The organism is Bacteroidales bacterium (genome assembly GCA_014860585.1).
GTDB lineage: Bacteria > Bacteroidota > Bacteroidia > Bacteroidales > 4484-276 > RZYY01.
Genome location: JACZJL010000173.1, coordinates 1 through 15,279 on the forward strand (window position 1 = coordinate 1; position 15,279 = coordinate 15,279).

Sequence of the window (15,279 nt, forward strand, 5' to 3'; positions counted from 1 at the left end):
CAAAACCCTTCGGGAGGCCAAAAAGTTATTTCCGGTTCTTGCTATGGGCTATTTCAAGAGCATAAACAAAAAGCATTTTATACAATAACATCAAACCTTAAAAACACATCTTTGTGGTCTAAAGAATGGGGAGTACAATAGAAAATGTATTCCATTGATTTACAAAACCTTATTACCTTATTGAGGTTGTTTTTTGTTACCGATTGTTCATTTTCAGTCCAAATCATTGAAAATAAGGTAATCCCGAAGGGATCCCTTTGGGATAAGGTTTAATAACTTTTGGGGTCGGTCAGTCGAAATCAATTGAAGTGTTACCTCTCTTCTTTTGTTTAATATAAAAACAAAAAAATTAAACATTATTCTGTCATCATTGTTTCTTGGTCTGATGTGGATTGTTAAGCCTTCATGCTGAACAATGCTGCAACAGTTACTAAATAATTAATTTTGCAAAAATTTTAATGATGAAGAACAACATTATTTCCGGTTTTTCAAAAATGAATAAGAACGCCAAGATTGAGCTGGTGGCACACAGGTTTGGGAATCCGGATCAGATTGTTGAGGAGCTGAAAAGCTATTGGCACGAAGACCCGGCCATACAGAAGCTTTTTGATGAGTTCAGCGAAAACACAATCTCCAATTTTTATTTCCCCCTGGGTATTGCCCCCAATTTCAACATCAATGGCAAAATGTATCTTGTCCCAATGGTAATTGAGGAAAGTTCGGTTGTTGCTGCTGCATCAAATAGCGCCAAGTACTGGGCTCCAAAAGGTGGATTTCATGCTGAAGTCATCTCCACGACAAAAGTAGGACAGGTTCATTTTATCTGGGAAGGCGAAGTGGAGAAGTTGCAAGCGTTGTTTCCAATACTCAAAACCGAGTTGATCAATGGTACAAAGCACCTGACCGAGAACATGGAAAAACGTGGTGGCGGCATCCTTGATATTGAGCTCGTGAATTTGACCGACCAACTGGATAACTATTTCCAGTTGAAAGCAAAGTTTGACACGCGTGATGCGATGGGCGCCAACTTCATCAACTCTTGCCTTGAAGAATTTGCCTTGATACTTAAAGAGCATTTCGCCGAAAATGAGCATTATAGCGGTAGGGAAAGAGAGTGCCAGGTCATTATGTCCATTCTGTCGAATTACACCCCCGAATGTTTGGTAAAAACTGAGGTTGATTGTGATATTGAATGCCTGAGGCATGCAGGGGACATTGATGATCCGGAATACTTTGCATGGAAATTCGAAAAGGCAATCCGTATTGCACAAATTGATCCGCACCGGGCTACTACGCACAACAAAGGCATTTTCAACGGGATTGATTCCGTGGCACTGGCTACCGGAAACGATTTCAGGGCGATTGAAGCCGGTGGACATACTTATGCAGCGCGGGACGGAAAGTATCGCAGCCTGACCGATGTTGATGTTTCCAACGGAAGATTCAGATATACACTTACTATTCCAATTGCGTTGGGAACTGTTGGTGGCCTGACTTCTCTTCACCCGATGGCTAAATTCTCGCTTCAATTGTTGGGGAATCCTTCAGCTGAAGAACTGATGATGATTGCTGCTTCAGTGGGTCTGGCAAATAATTTCGGTGCAGTGAAATCGCTTGTTACCAAAGGTATCCAGGTGGGACACATGAAAATGCACCTCCTTAACATTTTGAACTCGTTCAATGCCACCGACAAAGAAAAAGTGCTGGCTGTTGAGCATTTTTCTCAGCACAAAGTTTCTCATAACTCAGTGAATAAATTTCTTGCGAGCATCAGGCAGATAGCAACAGCAAACATCTAACCCGGGCATCAATGACCTTTTATTCCAACGGCAAATTCCTGATCACGGGCGAATACCTTGTGTTACATGGTGCTTTGTCGTTAGCAGTGCCTCTTGGTTTTGGTCAGTCATTCGAAGTCAGGGCAGTAAGCCGTCACAGTCAAATTTCCTGGAAAAGTTTTGTCCTGGAAAAACTTTGGTTCAATGCTGAATTTTCCATCCCGGGATTTGAAATCATTTCGACCAACGACCAGCCAAAAGCCAAATTTTTATCTGATTTATTGGTTGAAGCAAACTCGTTGAATCCGGGTTTCTTAGGTAATTCTGGGGGACTCGATGTAGTGTCAAAGGCCAACTTTGATATTAGCTGGGGGCTGGGGAGCAGCTCTACGCTGATTTCAAATATTGCTTACTGGTTTGCTATTAATCCGTTTGATCTTCATTTCAGTATTTCGCAGGGCTCAGGTTTTGATATCGCTTGTGCACGCTCTGAAACTCCTGTTTTGTATCAGTTGATAAACAACCAGCCAACTGTAACTCCAGTCGGTTTTTATCCTCCTTTTAAAGATCAAATTTACTTTGTTTACCTTGGGAAAAAGCAGCGATCAGACAAAAGCATTTTACAATTGACCGATCGTTTAATTTCGAGGGAAAAGGAAATATCGCTGATTTCGGAGATTACGGGCAAAATGGTAAATGCGTCCGATTTAGCCGGGTTTAACCATTTGATTGATGAGCACGAGCGGATTATGGCCAATGTATTGAATTTGCCTCCGGTCAAAGAGATTTATTTTGCCAATCATCAGGGATCAGTCAAGTCGCTTGGCGCCTGGGGTGGTGATTTCGTGATGATGACCTGGGAACATGGGAAAAAAAGTTTGCTGGACTATCTTAAAAGGAAAGGTTTTGACACGGTGTTTGGTTTTGATGAGATAATACTCCATCCGGCCAGTTATAATGCTGAACATAACTATTAACAGAAGTCCAGTACATCAAAAAGGTTACTTTTACATCGATTATTTGATTTCTTAACACAGCAAATGTCAGATATAAAAACCGAAAAAATTGGCCGCGCGGCCTGGCAAAGCCCAAGTAACATTGCTTTAATCAAGTACTGGGGAAAAAAGGGATTTCAGATTCCGGCCAACGCTTCTGTAAGCATGACCCTGTCAGAAGCTACAACTCAAACAATCGTTGATTACCGGCCAGCAAATGAACCAGGGCAAATTTCCTTTGATTTTTTATTTGATGGAAAACCGAATCCGGCATTTGCTACAAAGTTGAAAGGATATTTTGAAACCATTGTTCCGGAGTTGCCATTTTTAACTCATTATCACTTCGAAATTCATTCTTCAAACTCCTTTCCCCACTCAGCCGGTATTGCCTCCTCAGCATCTGCAATGAGTGCACTGGCACTGTGCCTTTGCAGTATTGAGCAGCAGATCAGCAATGATATGGAAGCAGAAGATGCAGCATTTTTCGTAAAGGCATCTCATCTGGCGCGAATTGGATCGGGCAGTGCAGCGCGCAGCGTTTACGGAGGATTTGTCAGTTGGGGAAAAACACCTTCAATCACAGATTCCGCGGATGAATATGCGACACCACTCAACAAAGAAATCCATCCTGTTTTTCAACACCTTAAAGACAGCATACTCATTATAAGTAAGGGCGAAAAGAAAGTGTCAAGCCGTGCCGGACATGGTCTGATGGTCAGACATCCTTACGCAAAGGCAAGATATATCCATGCCGAAAAAAATCTTGAGTTGCTCCTTCAAACGCTAAAAACAGGAAACCTGAATGATTTTACAGCCATTGTCGAAAATGAAGCTTTAACTCTTCATGCCATGATGATGGCCTCCAACCCCGGATTTTTACTGACGGAAACGGGAACCTTGCAGGTTATCGGAAGAATTTCTCAATTCAGACTAAATACCGGGATTCCTGTGTGTTTTACCCTCGATGCCGGCCCGAATGTGCACCTGCTTTATCCAGAAAAAGATGAAATTGCTGTAAATGCATTTATCGAAAGGGAATTGTTAGTCTTTTGTGAAAATGACCGGATGATTGATGACAAGATGGGTATTGGCCCTAAAAAACTTTAATGAAATGAGAAAGAAAAACGGTATTTTTTACGCAAAAATCCTGCTTTTTGGCGAGTACAGTATTATGTGTGATTCCATGGCGCTTTCGGTGCCTTACACCCATTTTAAAGGGGAGTTGAGTTTTATTAACGACGAAAAATACACCGACCAGGAGTTTGCAGCCGACTCTAACCGATCATTGTTGGATTTTTACCTTTTCCTTAAGGAGCAAAATGATTCAGGCGCCTTGCTTTTCAATGTTGACTTGAAAAAATTCAAGCAGGATATCGATAAAGGGCTTTATTTTGAATCCACCATACCCCAGGGTTTTGGGCTGGGAAGCTCAGGTGCACTTGTTGCCGCCATTTATGAGAAGTATGCCGTAAACAGGATCAGTCATAATGGGAAGTTGACCAAAGATCAATTCAGCCGGCTCAAAAGTATTTTTTCGCAGATGGAGTCTTTCTTTCATGGAGTGAGCTCGGGAATGGACCCGCTGAACTGCTACATGCGCAACCCGTTGCTTATCATGCCCGACCATTTCATCCAGCCTGTTGGTATCCCGCGAAAGTTCTCAGATAACGGCGGAATATTCCTGATCAACACCGGTAAACCGGGCAAGACTGGTCCGTTAGTAAGTAAATTCTTTGATTGGTGCAAAAATGATCAATTCTTCAATGCAGTTAAAACGGAGATGATTCCACTCACCAACGCGAGCATCGAAGCGATTCTTAAAGGGGAAATCGGGGAGTTTTTCAAAAATCTGAAAGTGCTGTCCAAATTCCTTCTTCAGCACCTTAAGCCGATGGTTCCTCCTGCATTTTTTGATGTCTGGCAAAAAGGACTTGACACCGGTACGTATTATCTGAAGCTTTGCGGATCGGGTGGGGGAGGTTTCCTGCTTGGTTTTTCTGAAGATCTTGAGCAGGCGAGGTTACTTTTGCAAGAGCAGAATGTAGAGATTATACCTATTTCGAAATTTCATTAGTAAAGAGCATTGGTTGGCATTGATGGGCATTTATAGTTGTCAGATTTTTTGGAGGAACTCGGTGACTATTTTTTTAAATGCTTCTGGTTGATCGACATGGAGCCAGTGGCCTGCATTTTCGATGGTTTTAATATCCGCTTTCTGGAAGTTGCGGTAAATCTGGTCAAAATCCTCATATTTCACATAGTCGGACTCGCTACCACGAATGAACAACGCCGATTTTTCATAGAGCCTATCCGATGTGATCCCTTCAAATATCTCATCCATATTCAGGTTAATGGCTTCAAGATTTAACCGCCATGCAAATTGCCCCCGCTGACGGCGGTAAAGGTTTTTCATGGCAAACAGGCGTACACGGTCGTCCTTAATCATGGGTTTTAACTGGGCTTCAATCTCTTCGCGGGATTCAGCCTGGTTAAAGTCAACACCCATCATAGCATCAATCATTTCTAAATGACGATAGCGGCGCTGGTAGGTTCTCATACTGATGTCGGCCACAATTAGTGCTTTGGTCATTTCCGGATTCTCGAGGGCAAAGCGCATGGCTACCTTTCCTCCCATGGAATGACCAATGATGATCGGATTTTCGATGTGGTGATGCTCGATAAACTCCTGTAAATCGGCGCAAAGTGCAAAGTAATTCAACGTCGGATCATGCGGCGACTGGCCATGATTCCGCTGGTCGGGAATGAAAATTTCGTAGTTACCGGCCATTTCCCTTGCGAAAGTTACCCAGTTGTCGGAAACTCCAAACACACCATGAAGAATGATCATCGGTTGTCCTTTTCCGTAATGCCTGAAAAACAATTCCATGTACTGCTGATTTCGTTGTTTAAGTCAGATTAACTGTTTTTTAAAACGAATATTTCCCTTAGCCCTTTTTCATCTGCTTTCTGAAAAATAGCGAACTTTGCCGCTGGAAAGTTGTTTAATACCAGGTTATTTTTTAAATTAAAACCTTATCAGTGATGAAAAGATTCTATTATTCCTCCCTTTTTCTTTCTGTCATTTTTAGTTTTTTATCCTACAATCTTAACGGACAAGCCAGTTTTATGATGCAGGGCTGGTATTGGGATTATCCCAAAACTGCAGCCAATGCCAACTGGGCTGATACCCTCCGGTTGAAAACCAATGAACTGGGAAATGCAGGTTTTGATTTTCTGTGGCTCCCTCCGCTGAGCAGAACAGCATCTGGTCCATGGAGTAATGGTTACGATCCAAAAGACCTATATGATTATGGCGAGTATGGGCAGGGCGCTACGGGCTTTGGTACCCGAACTGATCTTAATCAGTTGATTACAGCACTGAACAGTCAAAACATCAAACCGGTCGCTGATTTGGTTTACAACCATCGGGATGGGGGTGGAGTGGAGGATAATCCGGGGTTGAAAAATTATGTGGTTAATTTCTTTGATGCTGACAAAATCAACAATCATGGTGCGAATCCTTTCCCTTACGACAGGATGAGGGTTGTATTACCCCTTGGAGGCGGCTCGGGTAATGGCGCCGGTGATTACTATTTTAAGTTTAGGTCAAAATCCCAGCACAGCAAATTTCACAACTGGGAGTACCAGATTTACATGTACACTGATAAAGTTGGCTGGCAATACCTTCCAAACTTCAATGAATCAGAACCCAATGGTGGTAGTAATTGTAGTCAATTGAACAACACAATATCTCTTGGAGTAAACATTCATGGGAATATTGATTCAGACGCATGTGGAATCGACGAATTCAAACTTACACTAACTGTAAATGATTTCAATGCCTCCGGCGATGCCATTTACATCCTTTTTGACAAAAGATATAGCGGTTACTCTGACCTTTACATTCACGGAATCTGGTCGGCTCCCCGAAATCAGGATATTGTTAATGATCTCTACTATCAGACTTACACCAATTATAATTACATGCCCAGTGGCCAGGGCTTGATGAACTGGAGTAATTTTAAGCCAAACAATACCAACACCACCTACCTTGCCGGTGATTGGGATGGAATGTTCTTCTATTACGATTATGACCAGTTTCAAACCGACACAAAAGACAAACTTTTTGCCTGGACCCGTTGGAACTGGTCAGATATTGGGATACGTGGTCTGCGGGTTGATGCCATTAAGCACTTTTCACCGGAATTTATGGGCGATCTGCTTGATAATCTTTATGACAATAATATGGCGCCGCCGATGGTTGTCGGCGAGTGGTATGGTACAAATACCGAGGAGTTGGCCGGTTGGGTTAACAATGTTTATTATCATATGAATGAGCCGACAAAACAGGCGATCGCTCCTAAAGTTTTCGATTTCTCACTTCGCGAGGCATTACGCCAGGCATGCGATCAGTATGGGTACAATGTTCGGGGAGTTTTCGATGCAGGGATTGTTGATCAGGGTAAATTGAATGGTGTAAATGTGGTAACTTTTGCCAATAATCACGATTTCCGCGATGAGTCCGGGTTTGCCTCATTGATCCACAACAATCCGATTCTGGCCTATGCTTATCTGCTGACAAATAACCAGATTGGTATCCCGACTGTTTTTTACCCGGATTTTTTCGGATATCCGGCCAACGGTCCGAATTATCATCCTTCAAACAAGGCGCCACTGAAAAACCAGATTAGCCAATTGATGAGTATTCATAACCAATATATTTATGGATCTTCTTCCCGGACATATTTAAACAAATTTGGCAGTGGGTTTACAAACAGCGCCGTAGGGACCAACGACCAACTACTTGTTTACCAGCTTAAAGGAGGAGCAGGTTTTAAAAATGTTGTAGTTGCTATTAATTTCAGCGGGAATCGTGCACAATTCAGCCAGCAGTTGGATGGAATTGCTGTAGGTACACAGCTATCAGATTTGATCGGTAATTCAGCCTACCCTGTTGCCACTGTTGAAGCTTCTGCAAACGGAGTCCCCAATTCTATTTGGATTGATTTGCCCGGGCGCAGCTATTCTGTATGGGTTGAAGGCGCCTGGGGATTGTGGAGCGAACAAAGGAGTTTTGCAGGTTTTACAGTAAAAGGGACGCCGGTTTCTAAATCTTTTTGGGATAATGGCACCGGCGCCATCCAGAACTATGATTTCGGAACTTTCACCGGAAGTGACCAATTGACGTTGAACGGTTATGATATCAAAACTTGGAAGCAAAGCGGCGGAGATGTTACCGGTGGAAATTTGTATTACAGTATTTACCCAAAAGGTCAACGCCCTCAATCTCCGATCTTCACAAATGTCGCTCTCGCCTGGATGGCAGATTTGACCAACCCGGGTGATCAGAAATGGGGTTTCCAGGGGGCCAATATTAACTTACTTGCAGGTTTAGCAGCTGGAGAATACACAATTGAGTTTTACTCGCAGGTGAATGGAACTTATCCGAATAAATCAGAATATGACAACAACGGAAGTAACCCGACAAATTATACTGCTCATTTCAGGTACAATTATGTCCGCTCAAAAGCTGACGGAAATTGGAGTACAGCAGCTTCATGGCTTGATGATATCGTGCCGGATGATGTAGCTGTAAGTGTGGAAATCAATCACACAATTACACTTGGAGAGGACAAGAGTGTCAATGATCTGAAGATTTTAGGGGGTTCTTTGACACTATCTCCAGCAGTGGATTTCACTGCTGTCGGAGCAGTTTCCAGTACGTTAAATGAAGCAGGGCTGGTGTTGCAATCCAATGTTGCTTCCACAGCATCGTTGCTTCACAACAGCCCGGGAGTCAAGGCCACCGTCGGGCGATACGTTAACGGCAGCTGGGGCAATTGGGACGAAGGGTGGCATATCATAAGCTCCCCGGTTCTAGGACAGGAAATTTCAGGATTTGCAACAACCGGAGCCGGTAATGGTTACGATTTTTATGGTTGGGATGAAGCGACCAACACATGGATGAATTCTAAGGAAGGGCAGAATTTCATCAACTGGAACAACAACAGTGCGAACTTCAATCCCGGACAAGGCTACCTGCTATCCTACCAGCAGAACCAGTCAGAAAAGGCATTTTCCGGGGAATTGACGATTGGTAATGTGTTGATTGAAAATCTTTCTTATACCTCGAATATGGGTAAAGGATGGCATTTGCTTGGGAACCCATTCAGTAGTGCCCTGGTATGGAACGATGGCAACTGGGTACTTGACAAAGTGGCTGGCATTGCCAAAATCTGGCATTCAACCAATAAGAGCTATTCAGATATACTTCCTCTTGGGATTATTCCATCAGCACAGGGGTTTATGGTGCAGGTCGAAGAAGCAGCTAATAGCCTTACCATTCCTGCAATTTCGCGCACACATAGTACAACTCCCTGGTTTAAAGCTCCGGATGGTGATATTTTATTGGTTGCCCGTGAAGCTCAGGGAAGTGCCGCCCAGGAAAGCCGCATCAGAATGAATGCTGAAGCAACTGATGGTTTTGATTTTTATCATGATTCCAGGTTCCTTCCCGGTTATGCCCCAAAATTTTATTCTATAGCCAACGGTGAGCAATTATCTACGAATACGTTACCTTCAGTTACAGCACAAACAATGATCCCGTTTGGTTTTGTAAAGAATGATGCCGAAGAATTTGAAATTGAATTATTGGAAACGATTCCGGGGTTTGAAATTTTCCTCACCGACCTGGAGCTGAACACCCAGCACAAACTTTCGGTAAATCCGGTTTATGTATTCGCTTCAAGCCAGGGTGATGACCCGGATAGATTTATCCTTCATTTCGGAGTGGTGGGTATGAATAGTCACATGAATGATCAAAAAGGGTTTGCATGGTTTAATGATGGGTACCTTTACATAAATAATGCTGAAACTACTCTCCAGGTATTAACCTACGACATACAGGGACGGTTGCTCAGAAATGACCAGGTCTCAACTGAAGGCATCAGCCGGTTTCCGGTCAATCTCCCTTCAGGAGTGTATATTGTCCAATTGATCAATGAGAGGATTTCACAGTCGGTTAAGGTAGTCATACCGAGATAATGATAAGAGTCACAACAATTTCAGCCATCTTTTAAAGCATTCTTTTTTGCTTTTTGTTGAAAGCAAAAAGATGTCAGAGTCATCACATAATTAATGCATAAACTTTTTGCCTTGAAAGTGTAAGATTTTGAAAGCTTATTCAAAAATCTTATTAACACGTTGATAGACTGAATATTAATGAAGTAATGGGATTTTTCTACAAGTTTCCGGCTGATTTGAAATTTTTCGTTGTAACTTTTCAAAAGGCGCTCACGTCATACCCCCGAAAATTTAAAACATTTAATCATGAAGAGAATACATCAAACATTTACAGGCCTTTTTTTGGCTATGATTCTTGTAATCGCAACAAGTCCGGTTTCGGCGCAGCGGTTGAACGGGAACAAGAATGTGGTGAGCCAGGAGCGAACAGTTGAAAATTTCACCGGGATCGATGTCGGTGGAGCTTTTGTGGTTTACCTGACCATTAAAGATCAAACCACGCTTAAAGTTGAAGCTGATGAAAACCTCCTTGACGCCATCACGACAAAGGTGAAGGGTGATCGGCTTTATATCAGCTCATCAGGGTTGAGAAATGCCACCAAGCTCAATATTTATGTTACAGTACCCGAAATTTCAAATTTGAATGTAAGCGGGGCTGCAAGGATTGAAGGTAGCAACACAATTACTTCCACAAATCTTGACATTATAGCGTCCGGTGCTTCAGAAGTCAGGCTCGATATAGACGTTGAGCAGCTTAAGGTGGATGCAAGTGGCGCCTCTGATGTTAAGCTAACCGGCTCGGCAGGCTCAAGTAATCTTATGGCCAGCGGGGCAGCCCACATAAAAGCAAAGGATTTGGTTAGCGAAGTCTCCACAGCCAATGCAAGCGGTGCATCAAGTATTTCTGTAAATTCTAATACAAAAGTAACCACAAAAACAAGTGGCGCCGGGGATATCAATGTATATGGCGACCCGGCAGTTGAAACAAGTGATGAGACCGTTACTAAAACAAAAACAATCGTTATTGATGAAGATGGAGAAACAACACGCGTCACTGCAGGAAATTTTAATGTCGAAGTCATTGACGGCGATTCCACAACCATTGTCATTGGTAACCGGACATTGATTGTGGACGACGATGGAGACGTTTCTTTTAAAAAGATCAAACGCAACAAATTCAATGGTCATTGGGGTGGTTTTGATCTGGGTATCAATGGCTATGTAGATAGTGATTTTAACATTGAGGTTCCGGATGAATATAGTTTTCTTGACCTGAAGTATGAAAAATCCATTGATGTCAGCATAAATTTTTACGAACAAAATATCAACCTGGTCAATAACAAATTTGGTATGATCACAGGGCTTGGCCTGAGGTGGAACAACTACCGCCTGGACAATAATATCCAAATGGTTCCTGATTCAGTAAAGATTTATGGTTATCCTGACACCGAAATTGCCTGGGAAAAAAGCAAAATAGTGGCCAACTATCTCACTGTGCCATTGCTTTTCGAATACCAGACCAACCGCCATTCGGGCACAGACAGCTTTCATGTTACCGCAGGAATGATGCTGGGCTGGCGGTTCAGAACCTACACCAAGATGATGAACCAGGAAACCGGGCGTAATGTGGAAAAAATTAAAGGTGAGAGTTTTCACATGAACCCGTTCCGCTACGATGCCATGGCGCGTATCGGATGGGGCGTGATCAACCTTTATGCTACCTACTCGCTCAATACACTGTTCCAGGATAATCAGGGGCCTGAACTTTATCCCTTTGCTATAGGCATTACTCTGGTAGGGTGGTAATCTTCTTACAGGTATTCACCTCATAAAAGAGAAGTTGTCCGGCGCAACTTCTCTTTTTTATTTCGCTTCAGCTACTCCTGATGTCCTGATCTTTTCTTTATGCTAACTTTGCTCCGGTTCCTCAGCATTTTAATTATTAATTTATCTGAAAAATGATCACTACTTTGCTTATTATCAACGCTGTACTTCTCCTTACAGCAATTGCCCTGATTATTATTTTTCGCCCAAAGGCTGCCGTTGAAATGGATGATATTTCCGGCAGGGTGAAAGAGTTACAAGGAAATTTACAAAAACTGGAAACCAGCCTTAAAGATGATTTCCGGATTAACCGAGAGGAAGGTAGCCGCCTGAACAAGGAAAACCGTGAGGAACTTAGCGGGAAATTTTCGGAGTTTTCTACCCAGCTTATTGGACAGCTCGAAAAAAACTTTGCCCAGGTACAGGAACGGCTGAAAGAGTTGACTCAGCAGGCCAAAACCGACAGTTTGCAGATGCGGGAGGAGATGAAGAAGGAAATCGCAGCGTTTCAGGAGGCGTTTGATAAAAATGTGCGCTCTTTTAATGAGTTGCAGCGTGAGAAGTTTGGCCAGTTGATTGAAGAATTGCGTCAGAAATTCGGCACGCTCGAAGAGAAACTCAGGGAAAAACTTGGATTGCTCGAAGCTCAGCAGAAAGAACTGGTGGAGACAACCGGTAAAAAATTGGAGCAAATGCGTGAAACCGTTGATGAAAAATTGCAAAAGACGCTGAACGAGCGGCTCAGCCAGTCATTTGAAACGGTAGGGAAGCAGTTGCAGGCAGTACAGGAAGGTTTGGGAGAAATGAAAAACCTTGCACAAGATGTTGGCGGGTTAAAAAAGGTGCTGAGCAATGTGAAGATTCGCGGCGGAATTGGCGAGGTGCAACTTTCGATGCTGCTCGATCAGATGCTGGCGCCGGATCAGTTTGAAAGCAATGTGGTGACAAAAAAAGGCAGCAGTGAACGGGTTGAGTTTGCCATCAGGCTCCCCGGCCGCGACGAAAGCCAGAGCGTGGTTTACCTTCCCATTGATGCCAAATTTCCTAAAGAGACCTATGAGCACCTTGTGGATGCTTATGAAAGCGGTGATCCTGTTGCCATTGATTCGGCCAATAAAAACATTGAAAATGTCATTAAAAAGATGGCGAAAGATATCCGGGACAAGTACCTCGATCCGCCGAATACGACCGATTTTGCCATCATGTTTTTGCCCTTCGAGGGCATCTATGCCGAAGTAATACGCAGGTCGGCACTCTTCGAACAGTTGCACAGTGAGTTTAAAATAGTGGTCACAGGTCCCACGACCCTTGCGGCCATCCTCAACAGTCTGCAGATGGGTTTTCGTACGCTCGTAATTCAGAAGCGAAGCAGTGAGGTCTGGTCAATTTTAGGGGCTGTCAAAGCTGAGTTTGAAAAGTTTGGCGGGCTGCTCGACAAAGCCCATAAGCAAATCACAACTGCCGGTCAGACCATCGAACAACTCAAGGGAACACGTACTAACGCGATCAACCGTAAGTTACAAGGCGTGATGGCGCTACCATCGGATGACACCGGTGAAGTATTTCAGGCACTGGAAGCAGCAGAAGATTTGGACGAGTAGCGGTTCTATTGCTTATCAAACACCAGCACTGTGCGGTTTGGAATATAAACTTTGAGATAATGTTTGCCGCTAAGGGTATCGAACATTGTGATGTACTTACGGCTATCGTCAACCCGGTTATGGCCACCGAATTCCGGTGAATCTGAATTGAGAATGATCCTGTAATCACCACTTTCCAGGACAAAAAACTCATAATCGGGAATGGAGTGACTGGTATGAAAATTGAAAACGAAGATCAGACCAGCCTTTTCGAAGATCAATGTTTTATTGTCCTCGTCGTTGCTGATCTTATACCCATAACCGGCATTAAGCACATCTTTCTCTTTAATCATTTTGATCATTGCCTTGTCGAACTCGGCAAGGAAACGGTATTTCAGTTTCGGATCGTCGCGTAATGACCACTGACGGCGGGCATAATGATAGCTCCAGTCGTTGCCCTGGCGGGGGAAGTCAATCCATTCAGGGTGACCAAATTCGTTGCCGATAAAGTTGAGATAAGCCTGGCCTCCAAGAGCAATAGTGATCAGCCGGATCATTTTGTGCAGCGCGATGCCACGGTCTATCACCAAATGCTGGTCATCCACCTGCATGTGGAAGTACATCTCTTTATCCATCAGCCAGAAAGCAATAGTTTTATCGCCAACCAGCGCCTGATCGTGCGATTCGGCGTAAGCGATGGTTTTTATGTCGGGACGACGATCGGTGAGGGTGTGCCACAGATTGTCCATGTGCCATTCCTCGTCTTTTTTCTCTTTCAGGGTTTTGACCCAGAAATCAGGTATTCCCATGGCGAGCCGGTAATCAAATCCTATCCCGCCCTCTTCCACCGGGCGGCAGAGACCTGGCATACCACTGACATCTTCCGCAATCGAAACGGCATCCATTTTCACCTGGTGAATCAGCGTGTTGGCCAGTTGCAGGTAGGTGATGGCGTCAAACTCAACACCGTCGGTGAAATATTTATCCCTGTCTCCAAATGTGGTGTTTCCATGATGGAAATACATCATCGAAGTGACGCCATCAAAACGGAAGCCGTCAAAATGAAACTCCTTCAGCCAGTATTTCAGGTTAGAAAGCAGGAACTGGATGACCTCTGTTTTTCCGTAATCAAAAACCTTGGAATCCCAGTTGGGATGATTTCCACGTTCGCCCGGATGGGTAAACTGATGATCGGTACCATCAAATTCGTTCAACCCTTCGTTCAGGTTTTTTACTGTGTGCGAATGCACGATGTCCATGATCACTGCAATGCCCATGTTATGGGCTTTTTTTACCAATTCCTTCAACTCTTCCGGGGTTCCGAAGCGGCTGGAAGGGGCGAAGAAATTGGACACATGATAGCCAAATGATCCGTAATACGGATGTTCAGCCACGGCCATCAGTTGTATTGCGTTGTAACCGGCTGCTTTGATGCGCGGCAGAACATTTTCAGCAAACTCAATGTAGGTGCCAACTCCATATTTCTCTTGTGCCATGCCTACATGACATTCATAAATCAGCAGGTTTTTCAGGTCACCAACTTTAAACATGTCGTCTTTCCACGAAAAAGGCTTTTCGGGTATCCACAGTTGTCCGGCAAAATCCTTGGTCAAATCGTCCTGAACCACACGGTTAATCCAAACCGGGACACGCTCTTTCCATCCGTTGGCTGCATGAACGAGCACTTTCAGTTTACTGTTATGGATAAATCTTGTTTTGTAGGTTTTATCATCGAGAAAAATTTCCCAAACCCCGTTTTCTTTTTTTGTGAGGGGATGAGAAGTACGGTTCCAGTCGTTGAAATCGCCGGTAAGAAACAGATCAAATGCCGCCGGCGCCCATTCACGATAGTACCAGCCTTTTGCTTTCTTGTCGTAATGGATGCCAAAAAAAGTATAGGCATCGGCAAACTCATGCAAGCTGCCATATTGATCTTCAATTTGGGCCAGGCGGGACTGAAAACGTTTCAAACGGTTTTCGATCTCCGTCTCGGCGGGTTCGAGCCACGGATCACTTTCTACCAGTGCAAGTCGGGTTTTATCTGCTCTTTTTGTTGTCATAGTTAAAAATGAACAAGGG

The 15,279-nt window shown here is 43.7% G+C and carries 9 protein-coding genes; 7 read left to right on the forward strand and 2 right to left on the reverse strand.

Annotated elements, in window-relative coordinates; translation table 11 throughout:
• Positions 1-461 precede the first annotated feature (461 nt).
• From IH598_16725 to IH598_16740, 4 genes are all read left to right on the forward strand, one after another.
• Positions 462-1,799, forward strand: a complete 1,338-nt coding sequence (locus IH598_16725; GenBank protein ID MBE0640160.1) for a hydroxymethylglutaryl-CoA reductase, degradative — start codon at positions 462-464, stop codon at positions 1,797-1,799.
• 11 nt (positions 1,800-1,810) lie between these two features.
• A complete protein-coding gene (locus IH598_16730; protein MBE0640161.1) occupies positions 1,811-2,755 on the forward strand; it encodes a GHMP kinase in 945 nt (314 codons plus the stop codon).
• Positions 2,756-2,818: 63 nt separating this feature from the next.
• Positions 2,819-3,880, forward strand: coding sequence for a diphosphomevalonate decarboxylase (locus tag IH598_16735; GenBank protein MBE0640162.1), 1,062 nt, complete (start codon positions 2,819-2,821; stop codon positions 3,878-3,880).
• 4 nt (positions 3,881-3,884) lie between these two features.
• Positions 3,885-4,847 (forward strand): mevalonate kinase, encoded by a 963-nt coding sequence (locus tag IH598_16740; protein MBE0640163.1) that lies wholly within the window; start codon positions 3,885-3,887, stop codon positions 4,845-4,847.
• Between the two features lie 39 nt (positions 4,848-4,886).
• On the opposite strand, the gene IH598_16745 is transcribed toward IH598_16740, so the two are convergent.
• Positions 4,887-5,660: an alpha/beta fold hydrolase gene (locus IH598_16745; GenBank protein MBE0640164.1), complete on the reverse strand. Its 774-nt coding sequence runs from the start codon at positions 5,658-5,660 to the stop codon at positions 4,887-4,889.
• A 155-nt stretch (positions 5,661-5,815) separates the two neighbouring features.
• Between IH598_16745 and IH598_16750 the strand changes: the two genes are divergently transcribed.
• The 3 genes from IH598_16750 to rmuC all read left to right on the forward strand — a co-directional run bounded on the left by IH598_16750 (position 5,816) and on the right by rmuC (position 13,221).
• Positions 5,816-9,817, forward strand: a complete 4,002-nt coding sequence (locus IH598_16750) for a T9SS type A sorting domain-containing protein (protein ID MBE0640165.1) — start codon at positions 5,816-5,818, stop codon at positions 9,815-9,817.
• Between the two features lie 285 nt (positions 9,818-10,102).
• Positions 10,103-11,602, forward strand: coding sequence for a DUF2807 domain-containing protein (locus IH598_16755; GenBank protein MBE0640166.1), 1,500 nt, complete (start codon positions 10,103-10,105; stop codon positions 11,600-11,602).
• A 242-nt stretch (positions 11,603-11,844) separates the two neighbouring features.
• Positions 11,845-13,221: a DNA recombination protein RmuC gene (gene rmuC / locus IH598_16760; GenBank protein MBE0640167.1), complete on the forward strand. Its 1,377-nt coding sequence runs from the start codon at positions 11,845-11,847 to the stop codon at positions 13,219-13,221.
• A gap of 5 nt (positions 13,222-13,226) precedes the next feature.
• Here rmuC and IH598_16765 read toward each other — a convergent pair whose 3' ends face one another.
• A complete protein-coding gene (locus IH598_16765; protein MBE0640168.1) occupies positions 13,227-15,260 on the reverse strand; it encodes an alpha amylase C-terminal domain-containing protein in 2,034 nt (677 codons plus the stop codon).
• Between the last annotated feature and the right edge of the window lie 19 nt (positions 15,261-15,279).

Excerpts from the sequence above, each read along its gene's own strand:
- IH598_16730 (MBE0640161.1), top strand. The coding sequence starts at position 1,811 with ATGACCTTTTATTCCAACGGCAAATTCCTGATCACGGGCGAATACCTT.
- IH598_16725 (MBE0640160.1), top strand. The coding sequence starts at position 462 with ATGAAGAACAACATTATTTCCGGTTTTTCAAAAATGAATAAGAACGCC.
- IH598_16745 (MBE0640164.1), bottom strand. The coding sequence starts at position 5,660 with ATGGAATTGTTTTTCAGGCATTACGGAAAAGGACAACCGATGATCATT.
- IH598_16750 (MBE0640165.1), top strand. The coding sequence starts at position 5,816 with ATGAAAAGATTCTATTATTCCTCCCTTTTTCTTTCTGTCATTTTTAGT.
- rmuC (MBE0640167.1), top strand. The coding sequence starts at position 11,845 with ATGGATGATATTTCCGGCAGGGTGAAAGAGTTACAAGGAAATTTACAA.
- IH598_16765 (MBE0640168.1), bottom strand. The coding sequence starts at position 15,260 with ATGACAACAAAAAGAGCAGATAAAACCCGACTTGCACTGGTAGAAAGT.
- IH598_16740 (MBE0640163.1), top strand. The coding sequence starts at position 3,885 with ATGAGAAAGAAAAACGGTATTTTTTACGCAAAAATCCTGCTTTTTGGC.
- IH598_16755 (MBE0640166.1), top strand. The coding sequence starts at position 10,103 with ATGAAGAGAATACATCAAACATTTACAGGCCTTTTTTTGGCTATGATT.
- IH598_16735 (MBE0640162.1), top strand. The coding sequence starts at position 2,819 with ATGTCAGATATAAAAACCGAAAAAATTGGCCGCGCGGCCTGGCAAAGC.